The sequence below is a fragment of the Clostridium sp. JNZ X4-2 genome (genome assembly GCF_054889485.1).
On sequence record NZ_CM142685.1, the window covers coordinates 2,251,716 to 2,269,523 of the forward strand.

At 34.9% G+C, this 17,808-nt stretch carries 20 protein-coding genes and 1 riboswitch; of the genes, 5 read left to right on the top strand and 15 right to left on the bottom strand.

Annotated elements, in window-relative coordinates; translation table 11 throughout:
- Positions 1 to 195: 195 nt before the first annotated feature.
- The 4 genes from htpG to ACYUJ6_RS10785 form a co-directional block, all read right to left on the bottom strand.
- On the bottom strand, positions 196 to 2,070 hold the full coding sequence (gene htpG / locus ACYUJ6_RS10770) for a molecular chaperone HtpG (RefSeq protein WP_461842788.1): 1,875 nt from the start codon (positions 2,068 to 2,070) through the stop codon (positions 196 to 198).
- A gap of 212 nt (positions 2,071 to 2,282) precedes the next feature.
- A complete protein-coding gene (locus ACYUJ6_RS10775) occupies positions 2,283 to 3,509 on the bottom strand; it encodes a S8 family serine peptidase (RefSeq protein WP_461842789.1) in 1,227 nt (408 codons plus the stop codon).
- 92 nt (positions 3,510 to 3,601) lie between these two features.
- Entirely contained in the window at positions 3,602 to 3,730 is a 129-nt protein-coding gene (locus ACYUJ6_RS10780) for a hypothetical protein (protein ID WP_461842790.1), read from the bottom strand.
- Between the two features lie 29 nt (positions 3,731 to 3,759).
- Complete coding sequence (locus tag ACYUJ6_RS10785) at positions 3,760 to 3,897, bottom strand: aspartyl-phosphate phosphatase Spo0E family protein (RefSeq protein ID WP_461845490.1); 138 nt, start codon at positions 3,895 to 3,897, stop codon at positions 3,760 to 3,762.
- A gap of 157 nt (positions 3,898 to 4,054) precedes the next feature.
- On the opposite strand from ACYUJ6_RS10785, the gene ACYUJ6_RS10790 reads away from it, so the two are divergent.
- Positions 4,055 to 4,285, top strand: a complete 231-nt coding sequence (locus ACYUJ6_RS10790; RefSeq protein WP_461842791.1) for a helix-turn-helix domain-containing protein — start codon at positions 4,055 to 4,057, stop codon at positions 4,283 to 4,285.
- 95 nt (positions 4,286 to 4,380) lie between these two features.
- Here ACYUJ6_RS10790 and ACYUJ6_RS10795 read toward each other — a convergent pair whose 3' ends face one another.
- Positions 4,381 to 4,560, bottom strand: coding sequence for a small, acid-soluble spore protein, alpha/beta type (locus ACYUJ6_RS10795; protein ID WP_461842792.1), 180 nt, complete (start codon positions 4,558 to 4,560; stop codon positions 4,381 to 4,383).
- Positions 4,561 to 4,790: 230 nt separating this feature from the next.
- Positions 4,791 to 4,903: riboswitch (SAM riboswitch) on the top strand.
- A 107-nt stretch (positions 4,904 to 5,010) separates the two neighbouring features.
- Here ACYUJ6_RS10795 and ACYUJ6_RS10800 point away from each other — a divergent pair.
- Positions 5,011 to 5,295 (top strand): DUF2325 domain-containing protein, encoded by a 285-nt coding sequence (locus ACYUJ6_RS10800; RefSeq protein ID WP_461842793.1) that lies wholly within the window; start codon positions 5,011 to 5,013, stop codon positions 5,293 to 5,295.
- Between the two features lie 22 nt (positions 5,296 to 5,317).
- Here ACYUJ6_RS10800 and ACYUJ6_RS10805 read toward each other — a convergent pair whose 3' ends face one another.
- Genes ACYUJ6_RS10805 through ACYUJ6_RS10840 form a run of 8 tightly spaced genes read right to left on the bottom strand, consistent with a single transcriptional unit; the run spans position 5,318 to position 11,750 of the window.
- Positions 5,318 to 5,608, bottom strand: coding sequence for an EamA family transporter (locus tag ACYUJ6_RS10805; RefSeq protein WP_461845491.1), 291 nt, complete (start codon positions 5,606 to 5,608; stop codon positions 5,318 to 5,320).
- Positions 5,584 to 5,817: a hypothetical protein gene (locus tag ACYUJ6_RS10810; protein ID WP_461842794.1), complete on the bottom strand. Its 234-nt coding sequence runs from the start codon at positions 5,815 to 5,817 to the stop codon at positions 5,584 to 5,586. Before ACYUJ6_RS10810 ends, ACYUJ6_RS10805 begins: the two co-directional genes overlap by 25 nt.
- A 44-nt stretch (positions 5,818 to 5,861) precedes the next feature.
- Positions 5,862 to 6,824, bottom strand: a complete 963-nt coding sequence (locus ACYUJ6_RS10815) for an ABC transporter ATP-binding protein (protein ID WP_461842795.1) — start codon at positions 6,822 to 6,824, stop codon at positions 5,862 to 5,864.
- Positions 6,790 to 7,617 carry an ABC transporter ATP-binding protein gene (locus tag ACYUJ6_RS10820; protein ID WP_461842796.1) on the bottom strand — a complete coding sequence of 276 codons (828 nt, stop codon included), beginning with the start codon at positions 7,615 to 7,617 and terminating at the stop codon, positions 6,790 to 6,792. Before ACYUJ6_RS10820 ends, ACYUJ6_RS10815 begins: the two co-directional genes overlap by 35 nt.
- Entirely contained in the window at positions 7,614 to 9,164 is a 1,551-nt protein-coding gene (locus tag ACYUJ6_RS10825; protein ID WP_461842797.1) for an ABC transporter substrate-binding protein, read from the bottom strand. Before ACYUJ6_RS10825 ends, ACYUJ6_RS10820 begins: the two co-directional genes overlap by 4 nt.
- 22 nt (positions 9,165 to 9,186) lie before the next feature.
- Entirely contained in the window at positions 9,187 to 10,011 is an 825-nt protein-coding gene (gene nikC / locus ACYUJ6_RS10830) for a nickel transporter permease (protein WP_461842798.1), read from the bottom strand.
- A 1-nt stretch (position 10,012) separates the two neighbouring features.
- Complete coding sequence (nikB, locus tag ACYUJ6_RS10835; RefSeq protein ID WP_461842799.1) at positions 10,013 to 10,951, bottom strand: nickel ABC transporter permease; 939 nt, start codon at positions 10,949 to 10,951, stop codon at positions 10,013 to 10,015.
- 52 nt (positions 10,952 to 11,003) lie between these two features.
- Entirely contained in the window at positions 11,004 to 11,750 is a 747-nt protein-coding gene (locus ACYUJ6_RS10840; RefSeq protein ID WP_461842800.1) for a class I SAM-dependent methyltransferase, read from the bottom strand.
- Positions 11,751 to 12,126: 376 nt separating this feature from the next.
- Between ACYUJ6_RS10840 and ACYUJ6_RS10845 the strand changes: the two genes are divergently transcribed.
- Positions 12,127 to 13,509: an amino acid permease gene (locus ACYUJ6_RS10845; RefSeq protein ID WP_461842801.1), complete on the top strand. Its 1,383-nt coding sequence runs from the start codon at positions 12,127 to 12,129 to the stop codon at positions 13,507 to 13,509.
- Between the two features lie 126 nt (positions 13,510 to 13,635).
- Here the strand turns inward: ACYUJ6_RS10845 and ACYUJ6_RS10850 are convergent, their stop codons facing one another.
- Together ACYUJ6_RS10850 and ACYUJ6_RS10855 are read right to left on the bottom strand one after the other, a co-directional pair.
- Positions 13,636 to 15,081, bottom strand: coding sequence for a HAMP domain-containing sensor histidine kinase (locus tag ACYUJ6_RS10850; protein WP_461842802.1), 1,446 nt, complete (start codon positions 15,079 to 15,081; stop codon positions 13,636 to 13,638).
- Positions 15,071 to 15,751: a response regulator transcription factor gene (locus ACYUJ6_RS10855; protein WP_461842803.1), complete on the bottom strand. Its 681-nt coding sequence runs from the start codon at positions 15,749 to 15,751 to the stop codon at positions 15,071 to 15,073. Before ACYUJ6_RS10855 ends, ACYUJ6_RS10850 begins: the two co-directional genes overlap by 11 nt.
- A gap of 171 nt (positions 15,752 to 15,922) precedes the next feature.
- Between ACYUJ6_RS10855 and ACYUJ6_RS10860 the strand changes: the two genes are divergently transcribed.
- Together ACYUJ6_RS10860 and ACYUJ6_RS10865 are read left to right on the top strand one after the other, a co-directional pair.
- The gene (locus tag ACYUJ6_RS10860; protein WP_461842804.1) at positions 15,923 to 16,648 is read left to right on the top strand and encodes an ABC transporter ATP-binding protein; all 726 of its coding nucleotides are present in this window, start codon (positions 15,923 to 15,925) and stop codon (positions 16,646 to 16,648) included.
- Positions 16,629 to 17,807 carry an ABC transporter permease subunit gene (locus ACYUJ6_RS10865; protein WP_461842805.1) on the top strand — a complete coding sequence of 393 codons (1,179 nt, stop codon included), beginning with the start codon at positions 16,629 to 16,631 and terminating at the stop codon, positions 17,805 to 17,807. The genes ACYUJ6_RS10860 and ACYUJ6_RS10865 overlap by 20 nt, the downstream gene beginning before the upstream one ends.
- The last annotated feature ends 1 nt before the right edge of the window (position 17,808 follow it).

The following is a 17,808-nucleotide window of genomic DNA, read 5'->3' on the forward strand; positions in this document are numbered from 1 at the left end:
GACCTTTATCTTACGACACCAGTTATGGCATTTTGTTAGAGAATTTTAAAAATGTGAGATAATTGTTATATTCATTGTTATAATTTGATTATCCTAACAACTTTTTAATTCAGATTTCTTATTATTTATCTATTTGCAAAGTATAAAAATACAGGCTTTGCCATAAAAGCAAAGCCTGTAACATTGAATTATAAATTATTTAATTAAGCAGCACACATCATTTGCAAATTGCACGGGATCCTCTACAGGAAGTCCTTCAATTAGGAGTGCCTGGTTATACAGCAGATTGGAATACATTTTTAATTTGTCTTTATCTTCTGCATATGCTTTTTTAATTGCCTTGAACATCTCATGGTTAGTATTTACTTCCAAGATTTTATCTGCTTTGATATTTTGATTATTTGGCATCATATTAAGTACCTTTTCCATTTCAATAGACACTTCCCCTTCATTTGCAAGGCAGACAGGATGGGTTTTCAATCTATTGGATGCCCTGACCTCTTTAACTTTATCTTTTAGCACCTCTTTCATAAAATCAAACAGCTGCTTGTTTTCCTCAGTTTCTTTTTTACTTTCCTTATCATCGGAATCAAAACCCAAATCTTTGCTGGAAACAGATTTAAATTCTTTTTCCTTATATTTTGCAAGCATTTTAATTGCAAATTCATCCACATCATCAGTAAAATATAATATTTCAAAACTCTTATCTTTAACCAGTTCAGTTTGAGGTAATTTCTCAATTTTTTCTATGTTTTCACCGGCTGCATAGTATATATACTTTTGATCCTCTTTCATACGTGAAACATATTCATCAAGACTTACAAGCTTTTTCTCCGTAGAAGAATAAAACATCAGTAAATCCTGCAGCACTTCCTTGTTAGCTCCGAAGTCAGAATAAACTCCATATTTAAGCTGTTTTCCAAAGCTGGTATAAAATTCAATATATTTCTCTCGATCATTTTTAAACATCAAAAGAAGTTCATCTTTTATTTTATCCTTTATTTTTTTTGCAATAAATTTAAGCTGCCTGTCATGCTGAAGAAGTTCTCTGGAAATATTAAGTGAAAGATCTGCTGAGTCCACAAGACCCTGCACAAAGCTAAAATAATCCGGCAATAAGTCAGCACATTTTTCCATTATCAAAACGCCATTTGAATAAAGCTCCAATCCTTTTTCAAATTCCTTTGTATAAAAATCATAAGGTGCCCTGGCCGGAATGAAAAGCAAAGTTCTATAACTTACCACTCCTTCAACACTTGAGTGTATCACCCTGAGAGGTTTGTCATAACCAAAATGCTTATCCATATAGAATTGATCGTAATCCTCAGGTTTCAATTCATTTTTATTTTTTCTCCAGATAGGTACCATACTATTTAAAGTTTCATCCTCAAAATAATCTTCCTGCTCCTTGTCATTATCCTTTTTAGGTCTGCTTTTCTTTACCATCATCTTAATTGGATACTTTATAAAATCAGAATACTTTTTAACCAATGATTTGATTTTATATTCATCTAGAAACTGATCATACTTTTCATCTTCAGTATTTTCTTTAATCTTTAATATAATTTCAGTACCTGCGGTTTCCTTTTCACAAGGCTCAATATTATATCCATCTGCACCTTTTGATTCCCATTTATATGCCTTATCCGAATTAATGGAACGACTTTTTACAGTTACTACATCAGATACCATGAAAGCAGAATAAAATCCAACTCCAAATTGACCTATGATATCCACTCCGTCTTTTATATCATTTTGACTTTTAAATGCAAAAGAACCGCTTTCTGCAATAGTTCCAAGATTATTTTCAAGTTCCTCCTCTGTCATACCTATACCTGTATCGGTAATTGCAAGTGTTCTTTTTTCTTTATCCGCAGTAATTCTGATATAGAAATCATCCTTGTTGAAACTGACATTTTCGTCAACAAGTGACCTATAATAACTCTTGTCAATTGCATCACTGGCATTTGATATAAGTTCCCTTAAAAATATTTCTTTATTTGTGTAAATTGAGTTAACCATTAAATCAAGCAGTCTTTTTGATTCTGCCTTAAATTCTTTTACAGCCATTCTATCATTTCCTTTCAATTCAATTATATCTAATATATCTAATATGTATTAACTTAAATAATACTTGAGTTGATAAGTATTTAAATGTTTTTTGTTAGCACTTATATCACTTGAGTGCTAATTTTATTTTAGCAATAATTCTGCCTTTGTCAATATGTTTTTGTAAATTTATCTACTGAATTTATTTATCAGGATTATAACATAGAAAATTCTCATGAATTGTTTTTTAAACTTTGAATCAATTTTAGCGGATTAATTATCTTAGCTGAACTACATAATTTACTATTTTTACCAAATTTAACGGTACTTCCGGTTTTTAGTGCTGTCCTCCAAAATTCATCGGGAGTTATACTCGGCTTCACTTCACAAGAAAGAGCATAAATACCCGCTATATAAGGAATTGACCAACTCCAACCACCCTCCCTGTAGAAAACATAATCCTTGTATCCTGTTGGACTTGCTGTACATCTTGAATCCATGGGAATAAGCAATGTATTATTCAAATTATATTTTCCTTCATAATATTCGTTCTGCCAGAATAAACCTGGAGTATAAGATGAAGAAGCATCAGGATCAGACAGAGGGTTTCTTCCAAGCCCATTAAATTTAAATCCATAAGTATCTTTAAGTGATGATGAAACTACAAATATATTTTCTTCTTTGGCCCTGTCCACCGCTTTTACCACTTCATTATAACCCACATCTCTTGAGCCCCATCCTATTGAAATGGAAATAACCCTTATCTTTTTACCTCGAGGTAATTTTTTATTGAGTTCTATTATTCTGTTTATGGCATGAGCAGTGTAATTAAAATTGGCTTTTGATTTTTGGCATATATCAATAGGATCTTGCCCTATATAATACAAATCAGATTTTGGAGCAATACCCGTTTTTTTACCAACAGCTATTGAAGCTACTGCAGCTCCATGCATTGAAGTCTCACGTCCACAATGGAGCTCTTCATAAGATTTTACATTATCTTTATATTCATCATGATTTACAAGAAGACGCTGATCTATTATTGCAATACCAATATTTTTCCCATTTACTCCCAAATTATGGACAGTCCTTATCCCAAGTCCTGGATTTTTCCCTAATGACATAATTTTTTCAGGTAAAAAAACTGATGTGATATTTTGGGGCCATTTTGTTTTACTATCAAAACTTGAATTTAAAAGTTCTTTTTCCTTCCCACCAATATCAGCTTCTGATAGATCCTTTGAACGTAAATCCATTACTTTACTGTTTTTAAAACTTGAGGTTAACTGTGGCAGTTTATCTAATTTTCTAACCTTCCAATCTGCTGGCGTCACTTTTACAGCAATTCCAGCAGTTCCTTTATTTAATGCCGTGTTGGGCTTTCTCAATACATTTAAAGATACCATACCCACAATAAACAATATAAATACTATAATTAAAATTTTATATTTTTTCTTCATGTAAAATATCTCCTTATTTTTTTAATTTTCATTATAATTAAATTGTAGTATTTATTTTTAAAGAAACACTTATCAAACCCATTAAGATTTGATTAAGATATTATATTTGAAATATAGCCCCATCTTTTTGAGATGAGGCCTTTCACTATTTTAACATTATTTTTGACAAGTCCGCTGCCTGCTGCTGAATCCAGTACATTCACTATCTGCCTATACCTCAAAAAAGGCAGATCTCCGCTTTTTTATATAATTAACTGCTTGTACTTTTCAGGACTTGATTTATATATTTATCTAATTTTTGGCTTACCTTTAATATTTCCCTGTAATCTGCCTTTTCCTCAATTAATTTATGCAATCTCTCTCTTAAATCGTTTACCTTATCATCCATCACGTAAATTTCAAACCGCCTTTCTTAATAAATAACAAATTAAAGCTTATAATTCAAAACACTTTTAAATTATATCACAAAAATTCTCTGCTGTAGACTATAGTATGATGACAATTTGCAACATTTTTTTTAAAATTAAATTTGAGAGGTGGTTTACGTGACATTAGAAAGTGCACTTGCTATAACTTTAAAAAACCGCAGAATAAAATGTGGATTATCACAGGAAGATCTTGCTCACAAATGTAATATTGATAGAACTTATATAAGCATGATCGAGCGCCAGAAGCGAAATCCTACTTTAAATATCATTTTTAGAATCTGCAAAAGTTTAGATATAAAAGCCAGTGATTTTATTTTAAACATTGAAAAAACAATGGAAGGTAACTGAAAAATCAAAATTATTTTCCAGCTGACTTGATTCACATTTATAAATAAATTGAATGAAGTTAAAAAGCCCTATCCTCTTGGGACGGGCTTTTAATATTATTTTAATTTTTTTTCATATTTTTCAACCATTTTTTTAACCATCTGTCCGCCTATGGAAAAATTATTTACTGCATTAGGATCTCTGTTCTTTTCAGCCAGTTCCCTGGCTGCTTCTATTTTTAATTTTTCCATACCAATTCTAGCTTCCGGAACCAGTATTTTATTTCTTCTAGACATAAATATCATCTCCTCTATATTAGTTTATACATTTCAAAGAAGCATATAATAGAAATTCATAGTATTATTATGAGAATTTGTAAAATTCCTAATTCATCCCTTTAGTCCACTTTTCCCTCACCATCATTTTAAACATCATGAAATCTGTATTGGTAAAAATAATTTTCAATATTTATTTGCACTGTGAATCACATTGTAGTACAATAAAATTTATATAATTTAATAATGTTCTCTTATCAAGAGCGGTGGAGGGACTGGCCCTTTGAAACCCGACAACCGGACATATTATATGTACCGGTGTTAATTCCTGCAAAGTGAATTGGATCACTTTGAAAGATAAGAAAAATGCTAATTTTAAAAAATTGTTATCAAAAGCTATTTTTCTTATTAAAGGAAAATAGCTTTTTTAATTATATTATAAAAATAAAATGCAAATTGGAGGTATAACTAATGGGGATTTTAGTAGTGGGCGGAGACAGAATTGCAAGCATAAAAAACAAGTTAAGAGAAAATGGATTTAATAAAATAATACATGTAACTGGGAGAAAAAAGGGTGACAGAAAAATAATTATTCCATCAAATATGGATTTAGTAATGGTTCTTACAGATTACATAGGACACAACATGGCTGAAATAGTAAAAGAGCGCTCAAAACGAAATAATGTTACAGTAATGTTTTGCAAGCATTCTTGGTCAAATATATATAAAAATATAAATATTTACATGAAGAAATAGATATTCTGAGTATAATTCCATATTAATTTTCATTACCATTAACAATCCATATACCAATACAGGCTAAAACCAATGCTCCCGGAGTCTTCACCTTCAATATGGAATCTCCAAGTAAAATGGCCGATAATATGACTCCAAACACAGGTATCATAAAACTGTATACAGCTATTCTGCAGACCTTGTTGTATTTATACAAAGCCGACCATATTACCAGTGATACCGAAGACAAAAGTGCCATATAAAGCAGCAGGATTCCACACCTAGGTGATACAAAGATTAAACTTCCACCTAAAGATTTCCCGTCAATTGACAGGGCAAAATCTCAGAGGCCAGCTCGATAGCTGTCTCTATTCCTCCATATTCTGCATTATGCACACCTCCGGAGATAAACACAGTTTTTCCCTCTTTTTCCCCGCAAATAATTGTAACCGGAAGGTCTATTTCTGTTCCTTTCACATTTACATATTCTGATATCTTTTCTCCTGTTTTAGCAGACATGTTTCCTGCTCTTACTGTTTGCATAAAACAAAACTCCTTTCTTCCCTAATATGTACGCAGCCTATACATTATTTATCAAATAAGTGACAAGCCACTAAATGACTTTTTCCTATTACTTTTAATTCAGGCTTTTCTTTCAAACATACATCACCGCATCTTTCACACCTGGAGCTGAAACTGCATCCTGGAGGTAGACAAGAAGGACTTGGCGGCTCACCTTTAATTATTTCTATTCTGCTGTTATCAGCTTTTTTAACAGACAGCACGGATGACAGCAGGGCTTTTGTATAAGGATGGCATGCACTTGAAGTGAGTTTGCAGCTGTCAATAATTTCAACAATTTTTCCAAGATACATAACCACAACCCTATGACTTATATTTTTTACCACTGCCAGATCATGACAGATAAAAATGTAGGACAATTTTTCTTTCCTCTGCAGATCCGCAAGGAGAGAAAGAACCTGCTTTTGTACGGAAACATCCAGGGCTGAAGTGACTTCATCACATACTATAATTTCAGGTTTTAAGGATACCGCCCTTGCTATTGCCACTCTCTGCCGCTGTCCTCCGCTAAGCTGATGGGGATATCTATCTGCAAAATTTTCACTCATGCCAACTGTTTCAAGAAGCTTTGCCGCTTTTTTACGGGCACTGTGCTTATCTATGAGTTTAAAATTCAAAAGAGGCTCAACTATGGTTTCCCAGACCTTCATCCGGGGATTGAAGGTCTCAGAGATGTTTTGAAATATCATCTGAATTTTCCTCCTGTTCTGCCTCAATTTTTCTCCTCTTAAATTTGTAATATCCTGCTTTTTAAAAATAATCTTTCCAGAAGTAGGTTCTTCAAGATGAACCATCATATCGGCCAGAGTACTTTTACCGCAGCCGCTTTCTCCAACCAGTCCCAGGCACTCTCCCCTATACAATTTCAAACTAACATCATTCACTGCAGTCAGCTTTCTTTTATCCTCCATTTCAAATTGTTTTGTAAGATTTTCAATCTCCAGTATAGGCTGCTTCTTTTCCTCCAAAATCGCATCCCTCCAATTCAGGTACCGCCGATAATAATTCCATAGTATACTTGTTTCTTGGATTATTTATCACCTGATCCTTAGTTCCCCACTCCACCAGCCTTCCTTCCTGCATTACTCCTATTTTATCGCATATATAAGCTGCTACTCCCAGGTTATGGGTAACCAGCACTATGCTTGTATTAAAATTCTTTCTGAGTTCAGCCATCTGCTTCACAACCTGGGCCTGAACAGTTACATCCAAAGCGCTGGTAGGTTCATCTGCCAGAAGAAGTTCAGGTTTCATAACCATGGCCATGGCTATGGCAACCCTCTGTTTCATACCGCCGCTCAGCTGAAAGGGATATGAATTCATTACAGCAGCTGCATCTGCCATGTCCATTTTTTTTATCATGAAAACAGCTTTATCAAAAGCCTCTTTTTTTGAAATACGAAAATGACTCCTTATAGTTTCTACAAATTGATTCCCTACTTTTTTTACAGGAGTCAAAAATTCGCCTGAATCCTGAAATATCACTGCCATTCTGTTTCCCCGTATTTCTCTCCATTTTCTTTCAGAATAATTGAAAATATCTTCATTTTTAAAAATTATATTTCCTGAGGAAACAGCTGCTCCTGCAGGCAAAAGTCCAAGTACAGCCCTTATAATCGTGGATTTTCCACTGCCGCTTTCACCTACAATTCCAACTATTTCTTTATTTTTAACTGTCATGCTTAAATTTTCCACCACAGGTGCCTGTTCTCCGTATTTTATAGATATATTTTTTATATCCAATATACTTTTACTTGTCATTTTATACTCACACTGCTGTTAAGCAGATAATAATCAACAGGATACATTGTCAGCCCTCTCACATTACTCTTGCTTACCAGATTAAGCATTGGCGTAACTAAAAATATATTGGAATTATCCTCCAGCAATCTTTTCTCTACATCTATGGCAATATCATTTCTTTTTTGAGTATCTTTTTCATTTTTTAGCCTATCAATAAGAGAATCCACTTCAGTATTACTGTATTTACCATAATTTTCACTTCCTCCAGTCTTGAAATACAATTCCAGAAAAGACTGTGGATCTCCCGATGTTGCAGTATTCACGCTATACAAGCAGAGATCAAAGCTGCCGCTTTTAAGCACATTGGCTACTGATTCATAGGACTGCAGTTTAACAGCTATGCCCATTTCCTTAAGCTCGGACTGCATTGCCTGTGCAATTACCGGAAGCTCGGAACGGCTTGTATAAAATGCCAGGTTCAATTCCAGCTTTTTCCCATTTTTTTCTCTTATACCATCTCCGTCAGTATCCGTATATCCTGCATCATTTAAAAGTTTGACTGCCCCATCCTTGTCATATTTATATGCCTTAAGTTTTTTTTCTCCAAAGGGCAGGGATTTAGGGAAAGGTCCAACTGCAGTTTCAGCAGTGCCTTTTAAAACATCTTTGGCATAGGATTCTCTATTCACTCCCAGAGCTATGGCTTTGCGGACTGCAGGATCCTTCAAAAATTCATTGTTCAGATTTTCATAGGACATTATTATTCTCAGGCTGGTAATCTTATCTATATTGTATTTGGACTTATCAGCAAATAAAGATATGTTGTGGCTTGAAATACTCTGTGCCGCATCAATTTCTCCTGACTGAAGCGCCATTGCCCGGGTATTGGCATCTTTGATATACTTGAAAGTTGCCCCGTCTATCTTGACTTCATCTCCCCAATAGCTTTTGTTCTTTTCCACCACCACTTCTGAATCTGGAACATAGGATTTAACTTTAAAAGGTCCTGTACACACAGGAGCCTTGGTAAATGTATCCTTTGCAGCACTGGTATTTACTATTATGGCAACGGGATCTGCAATGTTTCCCAAAAATGCCTCATAGGGGGTTTTTGTTTTTATACTAACATATTGACCATCTTCTGTTATAGAATCTATAAGTAATATTGACTCTGCTCTTGGATTTAACTTCAGTGACCTTTCCAGAGAAGCCTTTACAGTTTTACCGTTAACAGGTGTACCATCTTGAAACTTAGCTCCATCTTTAATATGAAACTTCCAGGTCAAGTCATTCACTCTTTTCCATGAATCGGCAAGCAGTGGTTCTATTTTCATATTTTTATCAAGCTTCACCAGTGTCTCTCCTACACCATACATGGAAACAAACCAGCCGTTGAATCCTTCTGCCGGATCCAGATTGCTGGGAAACTGATTTACTCCAAATACAATATTTTTTGATTGTCCATTGTCACTTTTTTCAGCAGTCCTCTCACTTTTACACCCTATAAAACCTGCACATAAAAAAATCATTGAAAGTATAACTGCTAGATATTTTTTTATTTTCATTTTCACTAAGTCCTCCTCAATGTTATTTTTTAGGATCCAGTATGTCTCTCATACTATCTCCCAGTAAATTAAATATCATGACGGTTATAAATATGGCAATGCCGGGATATATCATAAGCTCTGGTGAGGTCTGCATATAATTTCTGCCTTCACTGAGCATATAACCCCACTCTGGAGTAGGCGGCTGGGGACCCAGTCCCAAAAATGACAGGGAGGATATTTCAAGCATCATAGTACCTATATCCATGGTGGCCATTACCACAAGAGGTGATATTATATTGGGTGCTACATATTTCAAGATCAGTTGATATTCTCTGGCACCACCCATTTTTGCCAATTTAACATACTCCTTTTCCTTTACAGCCATGACCAGGCTCCGGCTCACCCTGGCATATTTTACCCAATTTACTGCAATCAAAGCTATAACTGTATTAATAGAACTAGGTCCAAGCACTCCTGCAATTGCAATGGCAAAAATAATTCCAGGGAAGGCAAGAAAAACATCGGAAAATCTCATTATAATATTATCGGCCAGTCCTCCAAAATACCCCGCTGCTGTTCCCACCGCCGTGCCAACTATAAATACGGATACAACAAGACTGAAAGTCATTTTCAGAGAATCCTGACCTCCATAGAGCAGTCTCGAAAAAATGCATCTTCCAAGATTATCCGTACCTAGTGGAAACCTGCCGTCTCTTCCCCGAAGAGCATTTGCCATATTGGTTTTAAAGGGATCATTAGGTGCCAGGAAAGGTGCTGTGACAGCTGCCGCAATCAAAGTCAATGCCAGTATACAGAGAAATACAAACAATTTATTATCCTTTAAAAATGTTTCAAATCTCTTCATATCAAGCCCCCTTTTCCAATCGGATACGAGGATCTAAAATGTAGTATGAAATATCTACAGCAAGATTGACAAATACATAGATCAATGTCATCCACACCACATATCCCTGTATTAGCGGATAATCTCTGGTAAATATACCCTCCACCGCAAGTTTCCCCACTCCTGGCCAGGAAAAAATAGTTTCAACTATAGCTGTTCCTCCAAGAAGTGATCCAAGAGACAAACCCAGCAAAGTTATAATTGATAAAAGAGAGCACTTGAGTACATGCTTCAGCAATATGCACCATCTACCAATTCCTCTCGACTTGGCGCCAACTACATAATTCTGGGATATTTCCTCCAGTATGGAGGCCCTCAGCTGCCTTGTATATTTTGATGCCATTGCAGCAGTCAAAGTTGCCGAGGGCAGTATAATACTTGTCCATCCTGAGTCACCCATAACCGGTAAAACTTTTAACTTCAATGAAAATATATACATTAACAATAAGCCAACCCAGAATCCAGGCATGGATATGCCAAAAAATGATACAGTTCTTATTACATAATCAGCCAGCTTGTTTTTATAAAGTGCAGATAAAATACCAAGTGGAAGTGCTATGAGCAGCATCAGAATCATGGACATCACCGCAAGTTTAAAAGTAGCCGGAAGTGTCTCGAATATTAAATCCAGCACCGGCCTATCGTACTTGTAGGAAATGCCAAAATCTCCTCTAATCACACCGGACAGCCAGCTAAAATACTGAAGCAGAAAAGGTCTGTCAAGTCCCAATTCACCCCTCACTTTCTCTACAAGTTCCGGAGAAGGAGTTACCCCTGTGGCATTTAGCATAAGCACTGCAGGATCACCCGGTGAAAAATACGTCAGGGCAAATGTTAAAAATGTAATTCCAAATAAAATCGGAATTAAATATATCAATCTTTTCAATATGTATTTCTGCAACTTGTTTTTGTCACCCCTTCTTAGTAATGCCCTTCAATATGAGTATACTTGTTTACAATTTACAGGCACATATGCTGAACATAGGTGTACTTCTATAGGCCGTTTTTTCCTCTTCAGTGTATATCTTCTCTGAAATATCATTTTCCAGATCAACCTTTGAAAACCCACACTTCATCAATACCTTTTCATCCCATGCAGGACGTAATTCATAAGTCAAGGGAAGATCCCTTGCAATATCTTCACATATTTTCCTCTGTTTTTCATAGGTTTTACAATCATAGCCCAGTTTCAGGGCCTCATCCATATCCTTTACATATTGCTCCTGAAGTTCAGGACATGACAATCTCAGATACCAATTGGCATCAAATATAATTAACTTCCCCTCTGGCCTTAAAAGTTTAAACCAATTTTCATAGGTTCTAACCGGATTTTTCAATGTCCAGGTGACATTTCTGCTTATAATCAAGTCAAACCTCTCTGGAGATAAATTGAGATTTTCCACATCTCCTTTTATAAAATTTATATTTGTTCCTGCCACTTCTGCGTTTTCCCGGGCTTCCTTGATCATTGTGCAGGAACCATCTACTGCAGTTACTTCATATCCCATCTGTGCCATGATTATTGCAAAAAAACCAGGGCCTGTACCTATATCCAATGCCCTTATATCTTTTCTATTTCCCATTTTATTACTGATAATTTCACTCCAGCACTTTCTCTTGAAACTGTTCATATCCTCATTTATCATTTCACTGTATGTATCCGCCCTATTGTCCCAGTAATCTTGAATAATTGTTTCCATCAAATTTCCTCCTATCTAAAAACTTTTCATTTTATACTAAATCTTTTTTCCTACATATATGTAAAACTCATTGTCATCCTGAGTATAAATAAGAATTACTTGATGTATAGTGATTTTAATTAACTTAAGCAGCAATATTCGTGCCAAAAGCATCAATATGTACAGAAATCTTGTCAATACAGCACTACATACCTCTTAATATGAAAATATCCACAAATTGCATTGCTCAAATCAATTCAAAAGTGCAAAATATATCATTATGAGATTATTTTCATTTCATAATGATATCCTAGTTTCATTTTGATAAATTTGAAATTTATATCCTTTTAATGTATAATACCGATAAGAATAGACATCTTGAAGGGAGATATTTTAAGTGGAAAAAAAAGAATTATCACGGGGCCTAAAAGCACGTCATATTGAATTAATTGCTTTAGGCGGTACAATTGGTGTAGGCCTGTTTATGGGATCGGCTAGCACAATCAAATGGGCTGGGCCATCAGTACTGTTGGCTTATGGAGTGGCCGGCATGGTGATGTATGTAGTTATGCGAATTATGGGAGAAATGCTTTATCTTGAACCACTAACTGGTTCCTTTGCAAATTATGCAAAAAAGTACATATGCCCTTGGGCTGGCTATATAACAGCATGGTGTTACTGGTTTATGTGGATAGCTGTAGGCATGTCGGAAATTACTGCCATCGGAATTTATATGAATTATTGGTTTCCAACTTTACCGTCCTGGATTCCGGCCTTAATCGGCGTAGGTATTATAGCTGCTGCTAATATGACTTCAGTTAAGTTCTATGGTGAATTTGAATTTTGGTTTTCTTTGATTAAGATTGTTACAATTATAGCTATGCTCCTAGTGGGATTTGGCTTGATTTTTTTTGGCTTGGGCAATCATGGTATAGCCATTGGTTTAACAAATCTTACAGCAAACGGCGGCTTCTTCGCTGGTGGCTTGAAAGGTTGGTTATTTGCCTTATGTCTGGTAACAGCATCTTATCAAGGTGTAGAACTTATCGGTATCACGGCCGGCGAAGCACAGGATCCAAAAAACACATTGAGAAAAGCAACAAAAAATATAATTTGGCGTATATTAATTTTCTACATTGGTGCTATATTTGTAATTGTAACTATTTATCCATGGAATCAAATCAGTACTCTTGGCAGTCCATTCGTTCTGACATTTGCTAAGATTGGGATTTCCTCTGCTGCTGGTATCATAAATTTCGTAGTGCTGACAGCTGCAATGTCTGGCTGCAACAGCGGAATTTACAGCTGTGGACGTATGCTTTATACTTTGTCAAGAAATGGTCAAGCTCCTAAATTTCTCGGCAAGGTAACCAAACATGGTGTACCAGCAAATGCTATTAAAATAACTTTGCTTTGTTTACTGTTTTGTGTAGTTTTAAACTATATCTATCCAAATTCTAAATTATTTGTTTATATCTATAGTGCCAGCGTTCTTCCAGGTATGGTTCCCTGGCTTGTTTTGTGCATCAGTCAATTAAAATTTCGAAAAGAACATGCAGCCGAAATGGCAGCACACCCTTTTAAGTCAAAGTTTTTCCCATATGGCAACTATATTGTAGTAGTGTATCTTTGCTTAGTTTTAATTGGTATGTGTTTTAACTCCGAAACGCAAATGTCTTTATTGATTGGAGCTGTATTCTGCATCATCGTTACTATAGGCTATTTTGTTCTTGGCATCAACAAACGGACTGCTCCAACAGAAGAAGAATTTAAAAATTAGGAATAAAAACTGAATAAGCAAAAAGTTTTTCAAGGTAGATCTTCTTATAACAGAAGTATCTACCTTATTAATTCGTACAATCAAAATAAATGGTATTAAATTATCAGCTGCAATATTAACCATTATTTACCCTAACCTTATTTTATTTTTCTCCGCTGACATGGATATTTTAAAGCATATTCTGTCATCCTTGTATAAGGAAGTTATTTTTCCTCCATGATGCTCAATTATACTTTTAGCTATGGATAACCCAAGCCCCGAATTGTTATCCGGGCTTGACCGTGATTTATCAGCTCTGTAAAATCTTTCAAAAATCATCTTTATGTTCTCTTCATTTAAATCTTTACAGCTGTTGCTTATGGAGATTACAGCTTTGTCATCTTCTTTACCCAGAGCTACATTCACTTTAGATGGTTTTACACTATATTCCAGTGCATTATAAAATAAATTGTTAAGGGCCCTTAGGAACATGTTTACATCTATATTCACCATTAAATTTTCAGAAATTATATTGTCTTCCAGTTCAAGATTGTTTTCTTGAAAAATAACGGAGAATTCATCCACCACTTGATAAATTAACTCATTAATACATACTCTTGAAAAACTCGACTTCATATTAAGACTATCCAATTTAGTAAACATAAATAAATTATCTGTAAGTCTTTTCATGGATCCGGCTTTTTTTAATGCAATATCTATAAACTTCTTCATCTCTTCTTCAGATTTGTATTCACTGTTTTTCACAATTTCAAGGAAGCCAATTACACTGGTAAGGGGACTGCGTATATCATGGGCAACATTTGTTACAAGTTCACTTTTGGATCTCTGAATGTTTTTCTCCCTCGTGATTTTCTCCTGTATTTTATCTGCCATGTAGTTTACATTGGATACTATACCTGCCAGCTCATCATGACCTTTTTTCATTATTCTAAACTCTATATCTCCACCTGCAATTTTATTTAGTCCCCTGCATATTTCCTTTATATATTTCATTTTTGACATAGTGATCATGTAAAATATGAATACTGATAGACAAAGCATAAGTACAAGCCCCCTTTTACTCATCCAGTTAAAGGAAGTGTCATTTAATGCATTAAAGGGAACACCTGTAATCCACAGCATATATATTCTGTCATTTATTTTCAAGGGAACAGTATAGGAAAATTTAAAGTAATGTGTAACGTTACCTCCTACATTCTTTCCTTTAAAAGTATCTACCATGAATTTTCTCAATTCATTCACATCTATATGCGTCTGCCTGAATTTATAAATAACCCTGTCCCTGCCATCCGTTATTATGAAATTTATTTTAAACAAATGATACCTCTTTTCATAACTTTGAAACAGAGGCTCCAGCTCATTTATGTTTCTAAAATTGCTTTTGCTTAAATCAACGGACAGATTTTCGCCTGCTTCTCTAAGGCTGCTGAAACTATAATTGTAATTTTGTATATTTTCATTGTATGAAGAGTAGATTCTAGTAAAAATGCTCAGTAGGATAAAACTCAAAATCAGAGAAAATATCAATGCTGCAGCAAATTTCAGCTGAATACCAAATATTTTAACTTTCAATTTTATATCCCACTCCCCATACAGTTTTTATATAACCCACCTTTATCTTCTTTCTAAGACGCCTTATATGAACGGTAACGGTTCTGTCAAATTTAAGATAAGGCTCCTCCCATACATTTTCGTATATCTGTTTTATACTCAATACTTTGTCCTTGTTTTTTGCAAGAAAGGCAAGTATCCCAAATTCATGGGGAGTAAGCTCTACCCCCTGCCCATTTATTTTCACCTGATGCCTGCCTATATCCACCACCATATCCTGAATTTTAATCATGTCTAAATCTACAGCAAGGTCAAGATTAAATTCTTTATACCTTCTCAGCTGTGCTTTCACCTTAGCAATTACCACCATTGGGTTAAAGGGTTTGGATATATAATCGTCCGCCCCTATGGTAAGCCCCATTATTTTATCGGAGTCATCTATTTTAGCGGATATCATTATAATGGGCATGTTCAATTTTTCACGTATTTTCATACATGCCATCATGCCATCCATTTTTGGCATCATAATATCCAAAAGTATAAGATCTATTTTATTGCTTTTTAGTATGTGAATTGCTTCCATACCGTCTTTTGCACAGATAGTATCTATATTTTGATTTCTCAGCATTATATTTAGAAGTTCTCTTATGTTTTCATCATCATCTACAATTAGAACTGAATTTTTGTACATATATAAAGACGCCTTTCTAAGTTTATATATTTATTATATACATATTTCTTGTATTTGTAATAATCGTAATAAAATCTTAATAAACTCCATCCATTTTGTAATATTAAATATACCCTTTATGTAATATTGTAAATCTATAATAGATATATTACATAAAGGGATGTGAATTTTGTGGAAGTGCTTAAACTGGAGAATGTATCCAAAAGAATAGGAAAAAGACAAATAGTGAGTGATCTAAATCTAACCGTAAATCAGGGGGAAATCTTTGGATTTTTAGGCCCCAATGGGGCGGGAAAAACAACTACCATAAAGATGATTGTTGGATTTTTAAGGCCTGCCACTGGAAAAATATATATTCAGGGCAGAGATATTCTGCACCATAGAATTGAATCCATAAAAGATATGGCCGCCATGGTGGAATCACCTGATATGTATCCTTATCTTACAGGACTTCAAAACCTCCAGCAGCTTGCCAGACTGGACAGGGGAATTGAAGAAAAGGACATATTAAAGGCTCTAGAGGAAGTAGAGCTAAAAGATAAGATGAACCAGAAATTCAGAACCTATTCCATGGGTATGAAGCAGAGACTGGCAATATCACAGATACTTCTTGGAAATAAAACAATATGGGTGCTGGATGAACCTACAAACGGCCTTGATCCCAGTGGAATAATTCATTTTAGAAATCTATTTAGAAAATACGTCAGGGAAAAGGGAGTCACCATTTTTATTTCCTCACATATACTTGGAGAGATGGAAGTTCTCTGTGACAAAATTGCCTTCATAAAGGAAGGAAGAATCAAAGGCATACAGGATATGTCCAAGCTTCATGGAAGCCTTGAAGACAGATATATTGAACTTATAGGAGGAGATGTTGATGTTGCTGAAAATAATTGAAAATGAACTTATAAAAATATGTCATAAGAAGAAACTCATAGTATGTTTTATACTGATGTGCCTGGTATTTACCGCCTCTTTTTTCTTTTTTAACAAAGATCGCGGTGAAGGTGGTCTGGCAAACAATAAAAGGATTGAAAAATATTATATGGAACAGAAGAAAAATTCCAAAGATCCTTCAGTAATAAAGGAGGCCCAGGAACATGTGGATGAAATTGAAACAGGCATAAGAGAATACCAGCTGGATAAATCCCATCCTGACAGTTGGAAGTCAAATTTAGAAAAACAAATTGCTATCCTGGAGAAAACCTCCAAAGGCAAAAGCATCAGCAATCCGGAATATAAAGCTTTACAATTAAAGGAATATAAATACCTGCTGAAAAACAATTTAAAACCCCTAAACAGCCTTTCAACTACAGGATTCACCTTTTTTCTTGAGTATGTCATGCTCCTCAGCTTTTCAATGATCATAATATTTTTGATAGCCGCTATTATAACTTCGGATATACTATCCAGCGAATACACTCCTGCCACTTTGAAATTTATACTTCTAAGACCTGTAAGCAAGGCAAAGCTCATTTGGGGAAAGTTTTTTGCAGGTGTGATTTCAAGTTCAGCCCTGGTGATATTTTTCTATGCTGCAGTATATGTTTTTGGCGGTATAAAATATGGTTTTGACAGTTTTAAATACCCCGTAACCATAGGCCCTTCTTTCAAATACAGTGCCATAAAAAATATGACTTACAATAAATTTATAGAGGTTATACCAGGCACTTCCACCCTTATACCCCTTTACAAATTTTTAGGTGAATTTGCACTGCTGCAGATACTTTTCATCATTGCTTCTGTGAGCTTTTGTGTTTTGATGTCCACCCTGTTTAAAAACAGTGCAGTTGCAGTCTCCAGTACCATACTCTTTGGAGGTGTCTTTATATTTATTTCAAAAATGCCAGGCTTTTTAAGCGATAAATCCTACATTACTTCTGCTTTTTTTCTAGGATTGAGCAGTCCTCTTGAAATAATAACCAGATCCTTTGTCCAAAAAACAGGAGCATATTACATAAATACCCTGTCTGCAGCTGTAATAATGATTGGGTGGACAGTTTTATTCCTGGGACTGAGCATATTTATATTCCAGAGAAGAGAAGAATACATATAAT